Here is an 18935-nt window from a genome sequence, read left to right on the forward strand (position 1 = left end):
CCTGTAGTTGGGGATACCATCATTGTCATCATCTCCGCTGGGGTCAATGGCTTCACCATTGGACTCCTGAGCATCGGTGATGCCATCATTGTCAGAGTCTGCATCATTTTTATCAGCGATGGCATCCCCATCGAAATCACCTCTGAAGAGATAATCGGGGATGGTTACACCACCTTCGGTGAAGTCATCAGACCAGTCTCCATTGCCATTGACATCTTCTCCAGCTGTGGGCGATCCGTCATTGTCGTCATCATCATCCTGCCAGTCGCTTTCGTCTGATCCATCGGTGTTTTGCAGGGGAGTATTGTAGTTTTCGAAGAGATCGAGCAATCCATCCCCATCAGAGTCGTCGGAGAGGGTGCCGGAGCAGGAGGATGTAAGGATGAGGGAGAAGTTATCAAAGGTTAGTGTGCCCGATGCCCCGGATTTATAGGTCCATAGCTCTATGAAAGCAGTTCCAGCCGGAGCAGTAGCATTAACCGTATAAAGGGTGTAGGTTGTTGCCAACACCTGAGCTTGAGGTTCGCTGAGTCGGGTACTGAGGTCTTCATCCCAGAAGGTAATGCCTATGCCGGTATAGCCAGGGCTTCCGGCTATTTTGGCGTAACCAGTAAACTGAAAAGCCTGACCTGGTTCTGCAGGGATGTACTCAGAGACATATGTGCCTCCCTCTGATGGTCCCACAAGAATGGCAGAGCTGCCAGATTGCGCATCAGAGGTCACAAAGACTTCCCCTGAGAACCCGGAAAGTCCATTCAGTCCATTTTCAAAATCTGCATTTTCGGATCTGAGCAGACCAGGTGTTGAATAACCAGCACATGCATCAGTGTCATCGATAGATCCATCGGCATTGGTGTCCAAATCAGAGATTCCATTTTTGTCGGAGTCCCACCCTTCAATCAGGTCCACTACGCCATCGTCATCAGCATCTGTGTCTATATAGTCAGGGAGCCCATCTCCATCAGTATCTATCGGGGTGAGTATTGTGCCGCCTATATTGGGATCATAAACATCTACCAGTCCATTGGAGTTGGTGTCATTGTTTTCAAAACCGATAAAAATTGAACTCTGCTGTGCTTCGATGTAATCTCGGATGCCATCATTGTCAGAGTCAATGTCCAGATAGTCTTTGTACCCATCACCGTCAGAATCCGGAAGTGGGAGCGCCACGATCTGCTGTTGATCATTGAGTCCATTGCCATCGGTATCTGTAAAGTCGGCAATCTGGCCTGTGGCTGTATTGGCTGTACCTCCAGCTTCGTAAGTATCTACGATGCCATCGTTGTCCGAATCAAGATCCCGGAAATCAGCCAGACCATCTCCATCTGTATCAGGATTTGGGAGTGGGGTGGAGTCAAGGGTGTCGTCTACTCCATTCGGTGCAGCTACATAGTTAGGAGTGAATGATTGACATTCGGGAGATACAATGGTATAGTTCTGATCATTTCTACCTGTGACAGTGATCGCGGTGGTACCGTCCTGGTTCAATCCCTGAGTCATACCTCCGCCACCATCGGGGTTGAGGTTGGTAGTGACTACCCTGATTTCGTTGGTGCCTTCATGGAGCTGAAGTTGACCGGTAAAGGTTCCATTCTGGCCGTAAAAGGGCACATTTTGCAGATAAATGATAAATATCCTATTGGGAGCGGTTCCGTTGGTTCCGTATGTAATGGTGCCCCCCGAGTTTGGGGTCATGTCGACATGATGAAAGGCAATGGTGTTTGGGTATGTACCAGATGGATATGGATCGGGCCTCCAATCGGTACCCGGATCAATGTTATTAAAGCTTACCCAGCCATTACTATTGAGGTATAAGCTACTGTTGGCGGCAAATGAGGTGCCATAAAACTCAAAGGCAAAGGGCAATGTGATTTGTCTGGTTTGATCATCTGCCCATCCGGTGAGGGTGGTAGGGGTGGTGATGGTAGTCACTGTGGAGCTACAACCTGTGGATATGGAGTATCCATTGAAAGTGAGGCCTCCACTCACATCGGTGAATCCATCCAGTTTCCCATCATTATCACTATCGGTGCCTCCAGCCTCTACCAGATCAGTAATGCCGTCGTTGTCTGAGTCTAAATCAAGCGAATTGGGAACACCATCTAAATCGTAATCAAAGTTGTCATTGATGCCATCACCGTTGATGTCTGCCCAGTTGTCAGATGCATCTACATCTCCGTCTCCATCCACATCCGGATCGAGGTAGTCAGGCACTCCGTCTCCATCTGTGTCAGCATCATGATCCCCCTCATCTGTATCAGGGACTCCATCATTGTCGCTGTCTTCATCCTGGGCATCGGCCACTCCATCTCCATCAGCGTCACAGCTGTAGGTGAAAGAGATGTTTTGAGTATTGATCTGATAATACCCAAAAGACCAGGTATTGATCAGGTCATCATCACCACTTGTCCAGGTATGCAATGAGGTATTCGTTCCGTCCAGTTCCACCTCGGGGTTTACTCCAGTGAAAATGTCACTATCATCCCAATAAATAAGGTTAAAACTGGTATTTGGTCTGATATCCAGCATGTTCATTCCCTGGTCATTCTCTTCCACGTCCCAAAGAGGAACATGAATAGGGCCGGAGGTAAATCTTCCTGAAATGGTCAGATTTGTTCCTGAGGGTACAGCAGCACCAAAGCCATTGAGTCCGTCCCAGCGAATCACGTGCTCTCCTTCGGTGGTTATCTCAGCTTCAATGATCACGTCTTCTGTGCCATCCTGATATCCGTTGGTGCCATCCAGATCTACGAGAACCGCTATTTGCCCAACCTGATTGCTTTCAAAGAAGATCGCAGCAGCACCTCCACCTGTACTCGCATTACAGTAGACATTGGCATCCGTAATGGAGATCGTCGGTAATACGGTCGTAGGGTAAAGGTCAACGTCCGGGTTGTTAATGAAGAGGTCATATTCTATTTCTGCAATTTCATTGGTTACACTCATGCGGTAATCCTGAAAGTCGGTGATTCCATCTCCATTGGTATCTCCATCGGTACCGTCTGTTCCCTGAGAGTTGGCATAAACCACCAATGAAAATGGATTAAGGCCGCCAAGCTGTACTTCTTTGATGTAATTGCCGGCATCACCGCCATCGATGGTGGAGGGTACCCTTACATAGAAATTAACCTCATCGGCTAAGAGGTTATCAAAATCCTGAGCGGTGAGGCTCCATCTCGTACAATGCATCCGGCCTGGTTTCTCTTCGTTGCCGTCATATACGGAGAAATCCCAAAGGTCATACCAGCTTCTTTCGTCTATGTCGGTGGTTCCTCCATCGTCCTGAATAAAGGCAATGTAGAAATCCTGATCCCCTTCCGGATCGTTGTTGGTGTATTCTATTGGGGTGTACCCACCTGCATTGTAAGTATTGGAATTGTGGGTGAACTGTGGGCCTAACAATGAGGAAGCTACTGTGGTAATGACCCCAGGCTGACCAGCATCTAACCAGGCACCATGGTTAGGACTGTTGTCGTTGGTGAGTGTATTGCTGTTAACAACATTGCCATCGCTATCATACACCACGATGGTCAAATATTCATGATTATTGTGCTCAGTGGCCGAGTTGGAGTAAGAATTACCCCCCGAGTACCTTACAGGGATTCGTCTGATTCCATATCGCAGTGTTTCGCCGGCTTTCAGGCGAATGTAGAGTCGCTCATTGGCAGGAGCGGAAGGGTCGAGAAAATTGTCGGTAGCTCCTCCAAATCCATCATGCTCCAGCCATGCAAACTGATTGTTGGCTGATCCAGGTGCCACCAATGAGGTGGTATCTCCATAATTTGGGGCGAGGGTTCTTGAGCCTTCACCAAAAGCGATATTTGCACTTCCAACAAGCAGAAGTACAAGCCAGATATTCGAGCGGTAAAGTGAATGTTTTTTTCTGGTCATATTAAACGAAAGCATGAAATGTGAATTTGAGCTGTATGGTATGAATTCCCTATTTTTTTTAGATCAAACAGCGAATAGTATCGTTGAGTCTAACTTATTGATTATGAGTTTTTTTAAGCACATCATGTGTGTATTATCTAAATCAGTAGCTGTTCTTGATAAATTCCCTACAACGATATGATGAGATTTGACAGATGCTGTATTTATGTACTCCGATGACCACCAAAGTGTATCGAAAGAGGTACTTCTTATATTAAGTGGTTTTGATTGGACGGGAAGTGCAAATCTTCTGATTTTAAAGGTCTCTTCGAGGAAAGATTTATCTCTCACATGAGGCACATATTCATTGCCAGATGTTGGGTTGACAATGGAGTAATGACGAATACCTGTGATCGATTGGAATATCTGTTCATCTGTAGAGCTAAAATTGACCTTTACAGAGGTCAAAAGCTTAGGCTTGAATAAGTTTATCACTTCAATTGTATTATAGGCGGTACAATACTGAATTTGCCAACAGGAACGTACAAGAAAACCTGTACTAGTACTTGTTTTTAAATTCCTTCTAGAGTGAGTAACTAAATTTTCCAGTAAACCTGTAGCTGAACCGCTAATTTAAGCTTATTTATTAGAGGTACGAAACAGATAAACGATTAGATTTTTCTAAGATTATTGCTTCTGATTATATCACAAACAATGGCTAATCCTTCAGTGGCTGATTTGGGAAAATAGTGGAGGTTAGGAATATGGTCCAGTACTGGCAGGTTGGGGTCGATGATGTACTTGGGGATGTGGTTGTCTACAAAGCTGAGTAAACCGGCAGCAGGATATACCACCAGGGAGGTTCCGACCACTATGAAAAAGTCTGCTTCCTGTGTGTGCTTGATGGCCAGATCCATCATGGGTACGGCTTCACCGAACCAAACGATATGTGGTCGGAGCTGAGAGCCTTTTTCGCAGAGATCGCCGGGGTTAAGTTCCCACCCGTCCAGCTCATAAATGAGTGATTCGTCTATCGTACTCCTTACTTTTGAGAGTTCTCCATGTAGGTGGATGACATGGGAACTACCCGCTCTTTCGTGCAGATTATCGACATTTTGGGTAATAATGGTGACATGAAAATCCTGTTCCAGTTGCGCGAGTACGGTATGTCCTATGTTAGGCTTTGCGAATAACGCTTGTTTTCGCCTTTGATTGTAAAAGTCAAGAACGAGTTCAGGGTTTCTCCTCCAACCCTCAGGGGTGGCTACATCCTCAATGTTGTGACCTTCCCATAATCCTCCTGAATCACGAAAAGTGCTGATGCCGCTTTCTGCACTGATGCCTGCACCGGATAGAACAACGATTTTTTTCATGATGACTTCCGTGTTTGTTATGAGCCTCAAATTAGATCATTGTTTCAAAAAATAAATCCTTGATCTTTGGTAATTTGGCACCTCCTGAAATTTAGCACCTATGAATATTATCCTTTCATTTTTGATTTCATTTACGACTTGCGTCCAATTAGATTTTGATTGGGTTAGTTTTAGCATGGTAAAGCGGTCTACTACACATGGGATGGTTTCCAGAATAGATGCCCGTGTGTTCTATAAGCCCTCTGGCAAGATGGTGACCCATTTCATTAGCCCCATTGATATGTATGTTTTAAATAATTCATTGGGCAATGTTGAGATATTTAACACGAAAGAGAATACAGTTGTCAAGTCTTTGGATAACCGAATGGGAAGCCGGAATACTACTTTTTACTATTTCTTGTTTGGTAGCAGTGAAGATTTGGGTTTGAGCGAAGCGGGTTTTTCCCTCCGCGAGTCGAGAATAGAGGACATGATGCTGGTAACAGAATATACCCCACCTGCGGCTATGGGAGGTTTGGAGAAAGTAGAGCTTGTGAGTAATGGTGATCATCCAGTTTTCATGGGGTACCTGGACAAGGATGGGAAATACCTAAAGAAGACTTACTATTATGATTATCGGATGGTTCGTGGTGTTGACTTTCCTATGTCTATTACAGAGATAGACTTTCAGAAAAACGACTCTACCATTACAAAGACTACTTTCTCTGATTTCAGATTTAATGTACCGGAAGATCAGGAGTTTGCTGATTTCAAAACACCTAATACTGCAACTTTACTGGAATGAAGGCTTTAGTAATCGCAGGGGCTTTAATAATGATGTGTCATTTGCTTCACGGGCAAGATGAACAACGAGATTTTGAGCTTGTATTGGAGAAATTGAGTATAAGAGAGGCTCCGGCTCATCAATGCAGTTTTTTCTTATTTCATTTCTATCAGAAACACTTATCAAATCAGATCCTAAATGATTGTATTTATGATCAATCTTGTTCGGAGTTTAGCAAATTGTCTTTTGCGGGTTATGGATTGTTCAAAGGACTGTTTCTGACGGCCGACAGACTGACCAGGTGCAACAGAGCGACCTTTGCTGAAACTTCTCCAGCCTTAATCGATTTACAGGGCAAGGTAATAGATCATTGGGATGACTATAAGTAAGAGAAGTTTTCTTATTCACATAAGCTTATTAGGTTCTCTTTGGTCATTTGGTCAGGGGTTTTCAAACAACGATTATCAATTCTTGTTGCATCTCGAATCCATTTCGGCTTACGATGAAGGTGTCTTTTGGCTGGGGCAAAAAGAGCTGGTTTTAGGAAGAACAGATACGACTGCTTTTCACCTGGGGATGTTTGAATACTTCCGGAAAAACAGGGCGAGCTCGATACGTTTTTTTGAGGATGTCACTCGCTCAAATCTCAATTTCTGGAATACTTCCAGGTTTTATTCAGGATTACAGTATGCCTACCTTGGTGATTACGGCAAAGCGAATCAGGTTTTGATGCAGACCGATAGTTTGTCCGAGCTACATGCTGAGCTTCGGAAGCTGAGTTTGGCGGGATTGTCTTTGCTCGATCATAATTTTGAGCGCTTTGAGTCCTTTCAAACTTCCTTTGATCCCAATTATTATCAGCTTGTTGACCATCAGCAGGCCCTATTGGACACTTACCATGTGATGCGGGATCGAAAAGCCAAATCTCCTGTGATCGCCGGTGTGCTATCGGCCATCATCCCAGGTGGAGGGAAGTTTTATTTGGGCAAAATAGGGCAGGGTACCATGAGCCTGATGACGAGTACTATTTTTGCCTTGCAAGCTTATGAAGGGTATCGCAAAGACGGCCCTAAAAGTGCCTCCTTTATTGTTTTTGGAAGCATCTTCTCCGTTTTTTATGTAGCCAATATTTGGGGGAGTGTGGTTGCCGTTAAGGTGGAAAATGTGAATTTTAACAAAACGAATCATGATGCGATATTGCTTCATATGCATATTCCTATACGGTTACTTTGTAAGTAGTGGACAGGATGTTTTGTGGGGGACGAACGCCGTTGAGACACGGGAAGACGTACTTAAAAGCGCACTAAGCTTTGAGCGACAAGCTTTTGAGGAAAGTGACTTGTCCAGGAAGGGCTTTTTGCTGTTGCAGAAATCCTATTGTTATAAGAAGATAGGTGATTATCAATCGGCACTGGATATCCTCAACCGGGTTAAAATTCCATCAAGAGATACTTTGAACAGAGCATTGAAGTATGAGAAGATTCTGCTCAATTATTTACTTGGTAACTATCAAAGGAGTTTTGACGAATTATTGAAATACAGATTGTCACAGGGTACATCTCAGGGGGAGGTTGATGGTGATATACTGATTTTGGAGATTTTGAATCTTATTGGCTTAAACAAGTGGGAAGAAGCTAAGGAATTGACCCTGATGAATGCTGATGATTTGGGTACAGATAGCGAGCAGGTGGAGGCTTTTTTTTCTGGCAAGCTAAAGCCTAAAAACCCTGATAAGGCCTATACCTTGTCTTTGTTTCTGCCGGGAGTGGGGCAGATGTATTCAGGTTACTTTTTGAAAGGAGTACTTTCAGGGGGTATTCAGACACTGTTAGTAGGTTTTAGTGCTTATAGCTTACATCAAGGTTATTTCTTCACCGGAGGGATGACTGGGGTAGCTTTGTTCTACACGTTTTACCTTGGCGGAGCCAGACATGCGAGAGAATTGGCTGTAGCAAAAAACAAAGAGCGAGCCAGAGAAATAAGCCTGAAATTTATGAAAGGGGTGAAATAAAAAAACCCTCGTGAAGAGGGTTTTTGATATCATTTGAGACCTTACTAGTTAAACATGATAAGGCCTTTCTTATTCACATAAGCGCTGATGTCTTCATTGTTGATGACCAATACGATCAAATCAACAAGAGGTAATATTCCGAAGATTCCACCGCAGGTGAAGAAATAACCCGCAATAATTCCCGGAGGTGTACCGAGGTATACCCTGTGAACACCAAGACCTCCCAAGAAGAAATCTAAAGCTACGGCAATCCACACATTTTTTTCCTCCTGAATCCCAGCTACAGAAAAAGGATTGTCTAAAGCAACTTTTGAATCAATTGAAATGGCCTGCTCCATGATGGATTCAACTTTGGAGTCATCGATAGCGTATTTTCCGTTCGAAAGGCCCACAAAGGAATAGCCCAATGCGAAAACAATAAGTAAGAATTTTTTCATTTTAAAAAGTGATTATAGTTTAGTCAAACATAAGAAGCAATTCTGTGAAAAAGAAGAGGATGATGAGTTAAAGTTCCGTTGTCCAGAAAGTGCCTCATTCTCAATGTTTTCGTAAACTGATCTAAAATGGAAGATAGATCGAACCTTTACTTGGGGAGCGCATCACTCGTTTTAACCAACCATCCCCATAAATCTTCCACGTGCTTTTTTTCCAATCTGGTCTGACCGAGTACCACTCTTATACCGTACAGGCCATTTACCTTAGTATGGGTGATGTAAGCCTTGCCGGATTGGTTGATTTGGGTGAGAATGGTTTCATTGAGTGTATTTAATTTCTCCACGCTTTTACCGGGAGGATTGTACCGAAAAACCACCATGTTTAGTTTCTGGGGTGTGAGCAGCTCAAAGTGTGGCGTTTGCTCAATCTGACTGGCCAGCCAGCTGCCATAGTCAATGTGTGTTCGGATGGTAGACCGCAAGAGGTCAACTCCGTAGGTTCGCATCACAAACCACAACTTGAGGGCCCGGAAGCGCCTGCCCAGCTGTATCCCCCAGTCTCTGTAATCATTTACCTGTCCCCTGGTTTTGGTTTTGAGGTATTCCGGGAGTATTTCAAAGGTTTTGATCAGGGCTTCTTTGTCTTTCACATAGTAGGCACTGCAGTCAAAATTGGTGAAGAGCCACTTGTGCGGATTGAAAACAAAACTATCAGCCAGCTGTAGTCCGTCTCTGAGCCACTCCAGTTCGGGAAGCACAAGCGCACTCCCGGCGTAGGCGGCATCTACGTGAAGCCAGACCTGGTGTTTATGACAGATTTCTCCAATCTGTCTGGTGGGATCGAAGGCCAGCGTGCCGGTGGTGCCCATAGCTGAAATCACCATGCACGGCACATACCCATGAGCCAGATCATTTTGGATGGCTTTTTCGAGTTCGGATGGAATCATGGCCAGCTGGTCATCCACCGAGATTTTTACCAGGTTCTCACTTCCCAGTCCGGCTATTTTCACCGCCTTATCAGCAGAGGAGTGGGTTTCCGTAGAGCAGTAAATCCTTAACTTGCTTACTGAAGTACCTTTCTTATTGGATTGAAAGTCAGTTTTCCATTCGCGGGCGGTCAGTAGGGCGGTCAGGGTGGCTGTGGAGGCTGTGTCTTGGATCACTCCATACCAATCAGAAGGCAGCCCCATCATCCCTTTGAACCATTCCATCATGCGCTCCTCCAACTCAGCTGCTGCTGGTGAGGTTTCCCAAACCATACACTGCGCGCCTATGCCAGCCGTGAGTATTTCAGCAATGACAGACGGATAGCTGGAGTTACCAGGAAAATAGGCATGAAAGTGTGGATGTTGCCAATGGGTAATCCCAGGCATAATGATGGTGTCCAGATCACTCATCAGGGCCTCAAAAGGCTCCCCGCTAGCTGGGGGTGATGCAGGAATCTGGTTGTAAATGTCTTTTGGAGCTACCTGAGATTTTACGGGGTATTTTTCGATCTGCTCCAAATAATCGGCCACCCAGTCCACAACGGCATGGGCGTTTTTTCTAAATTCCTCGTGGTTCATGGGAGGGTGGTTTTTACGATCCGGCTTATACCGGAATATAAACGATCTTTTTAGTCTCGAAAAAGGGATCTTCGAAATAATCGCTGATAGCAACGACACTATGGGAGCGGCCAAGCTCCTTCATCTCCTCGTCCAGTTCTCCTCCTTTGAGCAGTAAGTACCCATTGGCCAATGTGGGATGGTCTGTGGAGTGAATCATCCGATGGGTCCAGTTGTAGAGTTGCTTGGTTCTGGCCACAGCTCTGGATACGATGAAATCAAACTTCTCTTTGATTTGTTCGGCGCGGATATGTTCGGCATGCACGTTGGTCAGCCCAATAGCCTGGGCCACTTCCTGCACCACTTTGATTTTCTTGCCTATGCTGTCTGCCAGAAAAAAAGAAGACTCTGGGAAAAGGATGGCCAACGGAATACCCGGAAACCCTCCGCCCGTGCCAATGTCCAGTAATCGGCTTCCTGGTGGAAACGAGATGAATCGGGCAATGGCCAGACTGTGCAGGATGTGTCGGGTGTAGAGTTGGTCAATGTCTTTTCTGGAGATGACATTGATCTTTTCATTCCATTCGGTGTATAGCCCCGAAAGGGCTTCAAACTGCTTTCTTTGTGTTGCAGAGAGATCGGGAAAATGGTCAAAGACGACCTGAACACCACTTGACATCAAATGTGCTTCTTTTTGTCTTTCACCAATTCATACATGAGCTCGCGTGCACGGTGGAGCTGGGCTTTCACGGTGCCCAATGGAGCTTCAAGCTCAGTCGCGATCTCTTCATAGGAGAGTTCGTCGAAGTACCTCAACTTGACGAGTCGCTGATACTTCGGAGGTAGCTTGGTCACAAACATGCGTACCAGCTCGATCTTCTGAGTGTTGATCGCCTCTTCGTCTGGCGTGCGCTCGGCATCCTCCACGTCGATGTTTACAGACTCACCGCTATCATCTGTAAATGACGTATTGAGGCTGTAGGTTTCCAGTTTTTTCTTTCTGATAAAATCGATGGCGTTGTTGGTCGCTATCCGAAAAAGCCAGGTACTGAAGGTGTAATCCTTTTTGAAACGGGCCAGGTTTTTGAATGCCTTGGCAAAGGCTTCAATGGTAAGATCCTCGGCATCATCTACGTTCCGCACCATTTTGAGGATCATATGGTATACCGGCTTTTTGTACCGGCTCATCAAGTCAGCAAAAGCCGACTCATCATTGTGCAGCGTTGCTCGATCGATGAGTTTGAAATCCTGAAGGGCCTTTTCTGAAAACTGCCTTTTTACTTCTTCCATCTAATATTCTTTACAAACATGGCCCTGACACCTAGCAGGGGTAAAAAAATCGCATAGATCAAATCCATCAGCGGAAACCAAATCCTATTAAAAGGCATCCCGAGGTTATTGGCGATTTTTTTGAAAAATACTCCTTTTACCAGTATCAACAAGCCGAACAGTACAATAATTCGTGAAGAATACTGAAAAGAGAAGAGCAAATATAGGAAACAAAGCCATAGAACACCGTGAGTAGAGGCCCTTATAAAATGGGCGGTTTTCACTGCTGGTTGGTAATGCTTTCCCACTGACAAATGCCTTGTTTTCTGCTTGAGATACCCTTTCCATTTACGTTCTGGGGAGGAATAGGTTAAACTATCTGATTTAAAATTAATTGCCGTGTTGTGTGGAGTGGTTATTTTCTGCACCAGTAGGTCATCGTCACCTCCCACCACTGCCTCAAAGGGATGGAATCCCCCTGTCTTGTGGAAGGTGCTTTTCCTGTAGGCGATGTTTCTGCCCACTCCCATATAGGCCCTGCCCTGGCAGGCCGCTGATGTGTAATGGATCGCTGTTTGCAGCGTTTCATATGCCGTGATCTGACTGATTAGGCCTGGCTGGTCTTCATAGGGACTTATCCCAAGAATGAGTTCTGTCTTCTCTGAAGTATACGGAGCAAAGGATGCGATCCATTGGTCAGAAACCGGCCGACAATCAGCATCGGTGAGTAGAAGCCATTCATTGCGAGCTGCATTTATTCCTTGCGTCAAGGCGTACTTTTTCGGGTTGAAACCACTCGGTACAGCGGGGACTTCTATGGTCAATACCTGAGCACTATTCACCGATTGCATAAAGGCAACACTTCCATCAGTGCACCTGTCCAGGACGATGATGATCTCAAAATGCACGTACTGCTGGGCCAGTAGCAGTGGCATCAGTTTCTTCAGGTTTTCCACTTCATTGTGAGCACATACAATGACCGAAAAGGGAGGAGATAGGGTACTAGATCTCGGTGTGGAGCTTTTACGGAGCAGGGGCGCAATGGTCTGAGCGATCAGCGAGAAGTGAAGGAAGACGAATGTGTAAAAAAAGTACTCCAAAACGCGATAGGGCTTAGTGGGTAAAGATAGGAGCCACAAAATGGTGATATTCATACCAAGCCAACTATTTTTGCGGCATTTATGAAATTTACGCTACAACATACAGACCAAAAAACCAAGGCACGCACGGGCCTGCTGGAAACGGATCACGGCCCAATAGAAACACCTATTTTTATGCCAGTGGGTACTGCGGGTACGGTGAAGGCGGTTCATCAGCGGGAGCTTAAGGAGGATATCAATGCCCAGATCATTTTGGGCAATACCTATCATCTTTACCTGAGACCAGGTCTGGAGGTGATTCAAAAAGCCGGCGGACTTCATGGATTCAATAGCTGGGATCGCCCCATCCTGACTGACAGTGGGGGGTATCAGGTCTACTCTTTGGGAGATAACCGAAAAATCACTGAGTCTGGCGTGCGATTCAAATCTCATATTGACGGTTCGATGCATGATTTCACACCAGAACGGGTGATGGACATACAGCGGGTAATCGGAGCGGATATCATCATGGCTTTTGACGAATGTACGCCTTACCCATGTGATAAAAAGTATGCCGAAGATTCCATGCATATGACCCATCGGTGGCTGAAGCGCTGCATACAGCAGTTTGATACTACAGATCCGCTCTATGGCTACAGTCAGACCCTTTTTCCTATTGTGCAGGGCAGTACTTATCCTGATTTGCGTAAGCAGTCTGCGGAGTTTATCGCCGAGCAGGATCGTGAGGGGAATGCCATCGGCGGATTGTCTGTGGGTGAACCCCATGAAGATATGTATGCCATGACGGAGTTGGTTTGTGATATACTGCCTGCTGACAAGCCTCGCTATTTGATGGGGGTGGGTACTCCGGAAAATATTCTGGAGTGCATCGCTCTGGGTGTGGATATGTTTGACTGTGTGATGCCTACCAGAAATGCCCGAAACGGAATGCTTTTCACAAGTGAAGGGATCATCAACATCAAGAATGAAAAGTGGAAAGAAGCGTATATTCCTATCGATCCTGCATTGGGAGGGTATGTGAGCACGTTCTACACCCGTGCGTATCTGCGGCATTTGATCATGAGCAAAGAAATACTGGGAGCTCAGATTTGCAGCATTCACAATTTATCGTTTTATCTATGGTTAGTAAAGGAGGCGAGGGTGCAGATAAAAGCAGGTAACTTTGATGCCTGGAAAACAGCCATGGTCAAAAAAGTAACAACCCGACTTTGAAGAAATTAGATTGGTACATATTGCAAAAAGTGTTGAGCACCTTTGTTTTTGTGGTGTTTATGCTGGTATTGATCATCTGTGTCATTGACTTCACGGAGAAGAATGATGATTTCATGCAGAATGACGTGAGCCGTGAGCAGATTTTCAAGTATTACCTGACGCTCTTTCCTTATTTCGCCATTCTGCTGACACCCATTACTGCTTTCATTGCCACCGTGTTTGTCACCGCCAAGCTCGCTGCACAGACTGAGATTATTGCCATTTTAGCCTCAGGGGTGAGTTTCAGGAGAATGCTGGTGCCTTATTTCATGGCGGCTGTCCTCATTGCTGCTATGAGTTATGTGTTCATGGGCTATGTCATTCCAAATGCAAATAAGTTCAGGATAGGGTTTGAGTTGAATTACCTGAAAAAACCGTATTTCTACTCTGACCGGAATATTCACCTGAAGATTGCCGAGAATGATTACATCTACATAGACCGGTATAACAATCAGCGGGACATTGGCTACAACGTGACCTTAGAGCGGATTGTAGATGAGCGGTTGGAAGATAAGCTCACTGCCAAGCGAATTCACTGGGATACTGCCACAGCCAAGTGGAGTCTCAAAAACTGGCAGCGAAGGCAGATTTTTGAAAATACGGAAGTCATTACCTCAGGAGGGGCGGCAGGAGATCTGGACACCTTGCTGAATATGTCTCCGTCTGATTTTCAAAACAAAGAACGGCTGCAGGAGACGCTGACCATCCCTGAGCTCAATGACTACATAGCCTTGCAGAAAAGCCGTGGCGCCGATGATGTACAGCTCTATCAGATCGAAAAATACATCCGCTATATGCAGCCTTTCGGGGTGATTATACTTTGCTTCATTGGGGTGATTGTTTCGGCTAAAAAGTCGCGGCGAGGTACCGGTTTTCAGATTGCATTGGGATTCTTGATCGCCTTTATTTTTATCATATTTTTCATACTGGCACGAGCGATTGCCGAGGCGGGATCACTCAATCCCATCCTTGCGGTGTGGATACCTAACATTATTTTCTCGGTAGTGGGTGTGCTGATGTATAATACCGTACCCCGATGACGCAGGAGACGAAGGACTTTACTTTTCTCCATTTTATTGTGCTCATATGGGGATTTACGGCCATTTTGGGTGTGCTGATAGATCTGCCGTCTGTAGAAATGGTATTTTTCAGAACCCTGCTGGCTTCTGTGGGACTCCTGGCGATTGTCTATTTCAGGAAGAAGTCATTTTCCTTTCAGCAGCGAAAAGATCATTGGGTCACATTGGGCACCGGGGCTTTGATCGCCGCTCATTGGATTTTGTTTTTCTTGTCGGCCAGGGTATCCAATGTGTCGGTATGCCTGGCGGGTATGGCCACCTGTTCACTTTGGACGAGCTTTTTAGAGCCACTCTTTAACAAACGCCGGATCAAACCCTACGAAGTGGTACTCAGCGTGATTGCATTCGTGGGGATAGCCATCATTTTCAATGTGGAGTTTGACTACTTTTTTGGACTGATTTTGGCGATGGTATCGGCGGCCATCGCGGCACTGTTCACCGTCATCAATGGCAAGCTTACGAAAAGGGAGGATCCTTTTGTGATCACTTTTTATGAAATGATCGGAGCCACTCTGGCTATAGCCCTGTTTTTTCCAATTTATTTGAGTTTTGAGGGGATAGACAGCCTGGCATTAAGCCCCACATTGAGCGACTGGGGTTATCTGATCATATTAGCACTGGTCTGCACCGTATATGCCTATTCCTACTCTGTAAAGTTGATGAAGCGTCTGTCGGCTTTTTCGGTCAACCTTACTGTTAACCTGGAGCCTGTCTATGGGATAGCTATGGCCCTGGTCTTTTTTCCTGAAAAGGAACAGATGACCTCTGGTTTCTACTTGGGTACTGCCCTCATTCTTGCTTCCGTGCTGATTTATCCTTTGATCAATCGCCGTTTGAAAAGGAAAGCCCTGAATACCGATTTATTGAGGTAATTGGCTAAATTCCGACTCTCAAAATAACAAAACCATGTTTACACCCCAATCTAGCGTGCTCCTGTTGAGTGCCATTTTTTATTTAGGATGCGCGGGCGAGCCCAAAAACACAACTGATAAAGAGGAACTTATGCAGCCACCAATTGCCGAAAAACAACCTTATGAACTCACAGGTCATGGAGATGTACGAGTAGACAATTATTACTGGATGCGACTGGCAGATGAGCAGAAACTTGCTTCTGAGCCTGATGAACAAACCAAAAAAGTACTGGATTATCTGGGTGCTGAAAATAATTACACCAGGAAGGCACTAAAATCCACAGAGACTCTGCAGGAGACGCTCTATCAGGAAATGGTTGGGCGGATCAGTCAAAACGATGAGTCTGTTCCCTATCTGAGTCATGGCTACTATTATTACTCACGTTACGAGGTGGGAAAAGAGTATCCAATCTATTGCCGAAAAAAGGGTGATTTGAGTACTAAAGAGCAAGTGATTCTGGACGTGAATCAGTTGGCTGAAGGGCAGGAATTTTACAATGTATCAGGACTAAAGGTAAGTCCGGATAACGAGCTTTTGGCTTTCGGTGAGGATACGCTGAGTAGAAGAATTTATACCATTAGGATATTAAATCTTGAGACCGGAGAATTCCTGAAGGATGAGATTCCCTTTGCTGAGGCTGGTGTGGCATGGGCCGCAGATAACCAGACGCTTTTTTATACAGCTAAAAATAAGGTCAGTCTGCTTTCAGAGGAGATCAAAAAACACACATTGGGCACCTCTACCGACACTGATGAAACGGTGTATAAGGAGGAGGATCCATCCTATTACATTGGATGTTATCAGTCCAAATCCGGTGAGTACATCATCATCTGGAACAGCAGTACCTTGTCCACTGACCACCACATCCTGAAGTCGGACAACCCGAACGGAGCCTTTAAGCAGTTTACGCCCAGAGAAGCTGTACATGAGTATTCCATTGAGCATTTCGAAGACAAATTCTATGTGGTGACCAACTGGGAAGCCACTAACTTCAGGTTGATGGAAGTGGGTGAGAATGATACAGATAAATCCAATTGGAAAGAGGTCCTCCCACACAGGGAGGATGTTTTGTTGTCATCCATCGAAGTGTTCAAAAACTTTCTGGTGGTGGAAGAGCGGAAAAATGGACTGAATCAACTCCGTGTGATCAACCAGAAGAGCAAGGAGGACTATTACATTCCAATGGATGAAGTGGCCTACAAAGCTGGTATAGACACTAATAAGGATTTTGAAACCAACACCCTGAGGTATTATTACTCTTCATTGGCTACTCCTGAGACCGTTTATGACTTTGATATGGTCACTAAGGAGCGCCAGTTGATGAAGCAGGATGAGGTGGTAGGTGGACATGATCCATCTCAGTATACAGTAGAGCGCATCATGGTGGAAGCCAGAGATGGCAGGAGCATTCCAATGTCCATTATTTACAAAAAAGGATTCAAGAAGGATGGATCTGGTCCGTTTTTGCTCTACGGATATGGCTCATATGGTCACACTGTTGATCCGGGCTTTAGCTCTAGTAGGTTGTCCTTGCTGGATCGTGGTTTTGCGTTTGGTATTGCCCACATCAGAGGCAGTCAGGCGCTGGGTCGTTCCTGGTATGACGATGGCAAGATGTTTAAGAAGAAGAATACATTCAACGATTTTGTTGATTGTGCGCAGTACGTGATCAATGCAGATTTTACCAGCTCCAACAGACTGTTTGCCATGGGGGGCAGTGCCGGAGGGCTGCTGATGGGTGCTGTGGTCAATCAGGCACCAGAACTTTTCAGAGGTGTGATAGCAGCCGTACCTTTTGTGGATGTGCTCACCACCATGTCTGACCCTACCATTCCGCTGACCACCAATGAATATGACGAGTGGGGAAATCCTGATGAACTGGAATCTTATGAATACATGAAGAGCTACTCTCCGTATGACAATGTGAAGGCTCAGGATTACCCAAACATGCTGGTGATGACCGGATACTTTGATTCTCAGGTGCAATATTGGGAGCCGGCCAAGTGGGTAGCCAAATTGCGTGAGTTCAAGACTGACGATAATCTGCTACTTCTCAATACCAATATGGAAGCAGGTCATGGGGGCGCTTCTGGTCGGTTCAGGGTTTACCGGGAGATAGCCATGGAATATGCCTTTATGCTTGATTTAGCCAACATTAAACAATAATTGATATGCTTACAGTTACTACTCCCAACATCGAAGGAAAGCAGATCACCGAATATTACGGACTGGTGACTGGCGAAGCGATCATTGGGGCCAATATTTTCAAGGATTTTTTTGCGGCGATCACCGATGTGGTGGGAGGCAGGTCAGGATCTTATGAGAAAGCTTTGCGTGAAGCTAGGACATTGCTGTGGCTGAGATGCAGGAGCGTGCACAGTCTATGGGTGCCAATGCGGTGATCGGCGTGGATCTGGATTATGAGACCGTAGGTCGCGACTCGGGCATGCTTATGGTGAGTGCCAGTGGCACTGCGGTGAAGGTTCAATAGGTATTTGGGTGCCGTCCTTTGGGAAATGAGGGTGCAGCGGGGACTCGATGAGATGTTTCGTGCTTTATGTCGTCATTGCGAGAAGCGACCGTAAGGGAGTGCCGAAGCAATCCACCGTATTAGCTGGTGCTTTCCATCTGGTTTCTGATCGAATTTATTGACACCTTTTTGAGAGGGATTGGATCTGTTAAGTCTTTATGTCAGATTGCTTCATCCCGATTGCATCGGGATTCGCAATGACGGTGTGTGGCATCCCTTGTGGAGCGATGATAACCGGACTTTTATGGGGTGTTTGCCCTTGGTTCGTCATTGCGAGAAGCGACATTTGGAGCGCCGAAGCAATCCACCGACGGGCCTTAGTGCCTATACCTACCATTCAAGAATCTTGGGGTAGAGATCAATCCAATCCGGGTTTAGTGAGGATATTAAATCCATTTTCTTTTTTCTGGATCCTCCTTTGATTTGCTTCTCCCGATCTATGGCCTCTGTAATGGTTGGCAATGACTCATAGTAAACCAGCTTATTCAGATTATACCGCGCAGTAAAGCTTCTGGGGTATTTGTGATTCTTATGTTCATAGATACGGTTTACCAGGTCAGATGTCACGCCGACATATAAGGTCGTGTTGTTCCCATTGGTCATGATGTATATGCAGCCACCTTTTACCATTATCACTTATGAAATCCTGGTTGAAAAATAAGCAGTTTTTGTTTCTGATGGAAACCTGCACGCTAGCTAATCCTTGTCCCGCCTTTTATGGGTCAGATTGCTTCATCCGCTAATTATTGAGATTCGCAATGACGATACGTTGTAATACGTCATTGCGAGGAGCGACGGT

The 18935-nt window shown here is 45.5% G+C and carries 15 protein-coding genes and 2 pseudogenes; 9 read left to right on the forward strand and 8 right to left on the reverse strand.

Translation table 11 applies throughout. The features are described 5' to 3' along the window. Together ACHKAR_RS01410 and ACHKAR_RS01415 are read right to left on the reverse strand one after the other, a co-directional pair. Positions 1 to 3906, reverse strand: a pseudogene (locus ACHKAR_RS01410) (hypothetical protein); the annotation flags it as partial. Positions 3907 to 4541: 635 nt separating this feature from the next. Then, positions 4542 to 5243 carry an SIR2 family NAD-dependent protein deacylase gene (locus tag ACHKAR_RS01415; protein ID WP_395415864.1) on the reverse strand — a complete coding sequence of 234 codons (702 nt, stop codon included), beginning with the start codon at positions 5241 to 5243 and terminating at the stop codon, positions 4542 to 4544. Positions 5244 to 5343: 100 nt separating this feature from the next. Between ACHKAR_RS01415 and ACHKAR_RS01420 the strand changes: the two genes are divergently transcribed. The 4 genes from ACHKAR_RS01420 to ACHKAR_RS01435 are packed head-to-tail and all read left to right on the forward strand — an operon-like array spanning position 5344 to position 8017. Beyond that, a complete protein-coding gene (locus ACHKAR_RS01420) occupies positions 5344 to 6027 on the forward strand; it encodes a LolA family protein (RefSeq protein ID WP_159584624.1) in 684 nt (227 codons plus the stop codon). Between the two features lie 32 nt (positions 6028 to 6059). Then, positions 6060 to 6395: a membrane protein insertion efficiency factor YidD gene (yidD, locus tag ACHKAR_RS01425; RefSeq protein ID WP_395415953.1), complete on the forward strand. Its 336-nt coding sequence runs from the start codon at positions 6060 to 6062 to the stop codon at positions 6393 to 6395. Then, complete coding sequence (locus ACHKAR_RS01430) at positions 6382 to 7245, forward strand: TM2 domain-containing protein (protein ID WP_395415865.1); 864 nt, start codon at positions 6382 to 6384, stop codon at positions 7243 to 7245. Before yidD ends, ACHKAR_RS01430 begins: the two co-directional genes overlap by 14 nt. Next, the gene (locus tag ACHKAR_RS01435; protein ID WP_395415866.1) at positions 7193 to 8017 is read left to right on the forward strand and encodes a hypothetical protein; all 825 of its coding nucleotides are present in this window, start codon (positions 7193 to 7195) and stop codon (positions 8015 to 8017) included. Before ACHKAR_RS01430 ends, ACHKAR_RS01435 begins: the two co-directional genes overlap by 53 nt. Before the next feature lie 44 nt (positions 8018 to 8061). On the opposite strand, the gene ACHKAR_RS01440 is transcribed toward ACHKAR_RS01435, so the two are convergent. From ACHKAR_RS01440 to ACHKAR_RS01460, 5 genes are all read right to left on the reverse strand, one after another. After that, complete coding sequence (locus ACHKAR_RS01440) at positions 8062 to 8454, reverse strand: TM2 domain-containing protein (protein ID WP_159584620.1); 393 nt, start codon at positions 8452 to 8454, stop codon at positions 8062 to 8064. Between the two features lie 146 nt (positions 8455 to 8600). Then, on the reverse strand, positions 8601 to 10016 hold the full coding sequence (locus ACHKAR_RS01445; protein WP_395415867.1) for a pyridoxal phosphate-dependent decarboxylase family protein: 1416 nt from the start codon (positions 10014 to 10016) through the stop codon (positions 8601 to 8603). A 25-nt stretch (positions 10017 to 10041) separates the two neighbouring features. Further along, positions 10042 to 10674 (reverse strand): 16S rRNA (guanine(527)-N(7))-methyltransferase RsmG, encoded by a 633-nt coding sequence (gene rsmG / locus ACHKAR_RS01450; protein WP_395415868.1) that lies wholly within the window; start codon positions 10672 to 10674, stop codon positions 10042 to 10044. Next, on the reverse strand, positions 10674 to 11285 hold the full coding sequence (locus ACHKAR_RS01455) for an RNA polymerase sigma factor (protein WP_159584617.1): 612 nt from the start codon (positions 11283 to 11285) through the stop codon (positions 10674 to 10676). The genes rsmG and ACHKAR_RS01455 overlap by 1 nt, the downstream gene beginning before the upstream one ends. Further along, positions 11273 to 12418 carry a glycosyltransferase gene (locus ACHKAR_RS01460; protein WP_395415869.1) on the reverse strand — a complete coding sequence of 382 codons (1146 nt, stop codon included), beginning with the start codon at positions 12416 to 12418 and terminating at the stop codon, positions 11273 to 11275. Before ACHKAR_RS01460 ends, ACHKAR_RS01455 begins: the two co-directional genes overlap by 13 nt. 27 nt (positions 12419 to 12445) lie before the next feature. Here ACHKAR_RS01460 and tgt point away from each other — a divergent pair, with 27 nt between their 5' ends. The 5 genes and pseudogenes from tgt to ACHKAR_RS01485 all read left to right on the forward strand — a co-directional run bounded on the left by tgt (position 12446) and on the right by ACHKAR_RS01485 (position 18097). Further along, positions 12446 to 13576, forward strand: coding sequence for a tRNA guanosine(34) transglycosylase Tgt (gene tgt, locus ACHKAR_RS01465; protein WP_395415870.1), 1131 nt, complete (start codon positions 12446 to 12448; stop codon positions 13574 to 13576). Beyond that, positions 13573 to 14655: an LptF/LptG family permease gene (locus ACHKAR_RS01470; protein ID WP_395415871.1), complete on the forward strand. Its 1083-nt coding sequence runs from the start codon at positions 13573 to 13575 to the stop codon at positions 14653 to 14655. Before tgt ends, ACHKAR_RS01470 begins: the two co-directional genes overlap by 4 nt. After that, positions 14652 to 15566, forward strand: coding sequence for a DMT family transporter (locus ACHKAR_RS01475; RefSeq protein ID WP_395415872.1), 915 nt, complete (start codon positions 14652 to 14654; stop codon positions 15564 to 15566). Before ACHKAR_RS01470 ends, ACHKAR_RS01475 begins: the two co-directional genes overlap by 4 nt. Positions 15567 to 15600: 34 nt before the next feature. After that, positions 15601 to 17772, forward strand: a complete 2172-nt coding sequence (locus ACHKAR_RS01480) for a S9 family peptidase (protein ID WP_395415873.1) — start codon at positions 15601 to 15603, stop codon at positions 17770 to 17772. A gap of 5 nt (positions 17773 to 17777) precedes the next feature. Further along, a pseudogene (locus ACHKAR_RS01485) lies at positions 17778 to 18097 on the forward strand (heavy metal-binding domain-containing protein). 369 nt (positions 18098 to 18466) lie between these two features. Here ACHKAR_RS01485 and ACHKAR_RS01490 read toward each other — a convergent pair. After that, positions 18467 to 18766: a GIY-YIG nuclease family protein gene (locus ACHKAR_RS01490; protein WP_159584631.1), complete on the reverse strand. Its 300-nt coding sequence runs from the start codon at positions 18764 to 18766 to the stop codon at positions 18467 to 18469. Positions 18767 to 18935 lie beyond the last annotated feature (169 nt).

It is taken from the genome of Marinoscillum luteum, from assembly GCF_044005705.1.
Classification (GTDB): Bacteria; Bacteroidota; Bacteroidia; order Cytophagales; family Cyclobacteriaceae; genus Marinoscillum; species Marinoscillum luteum.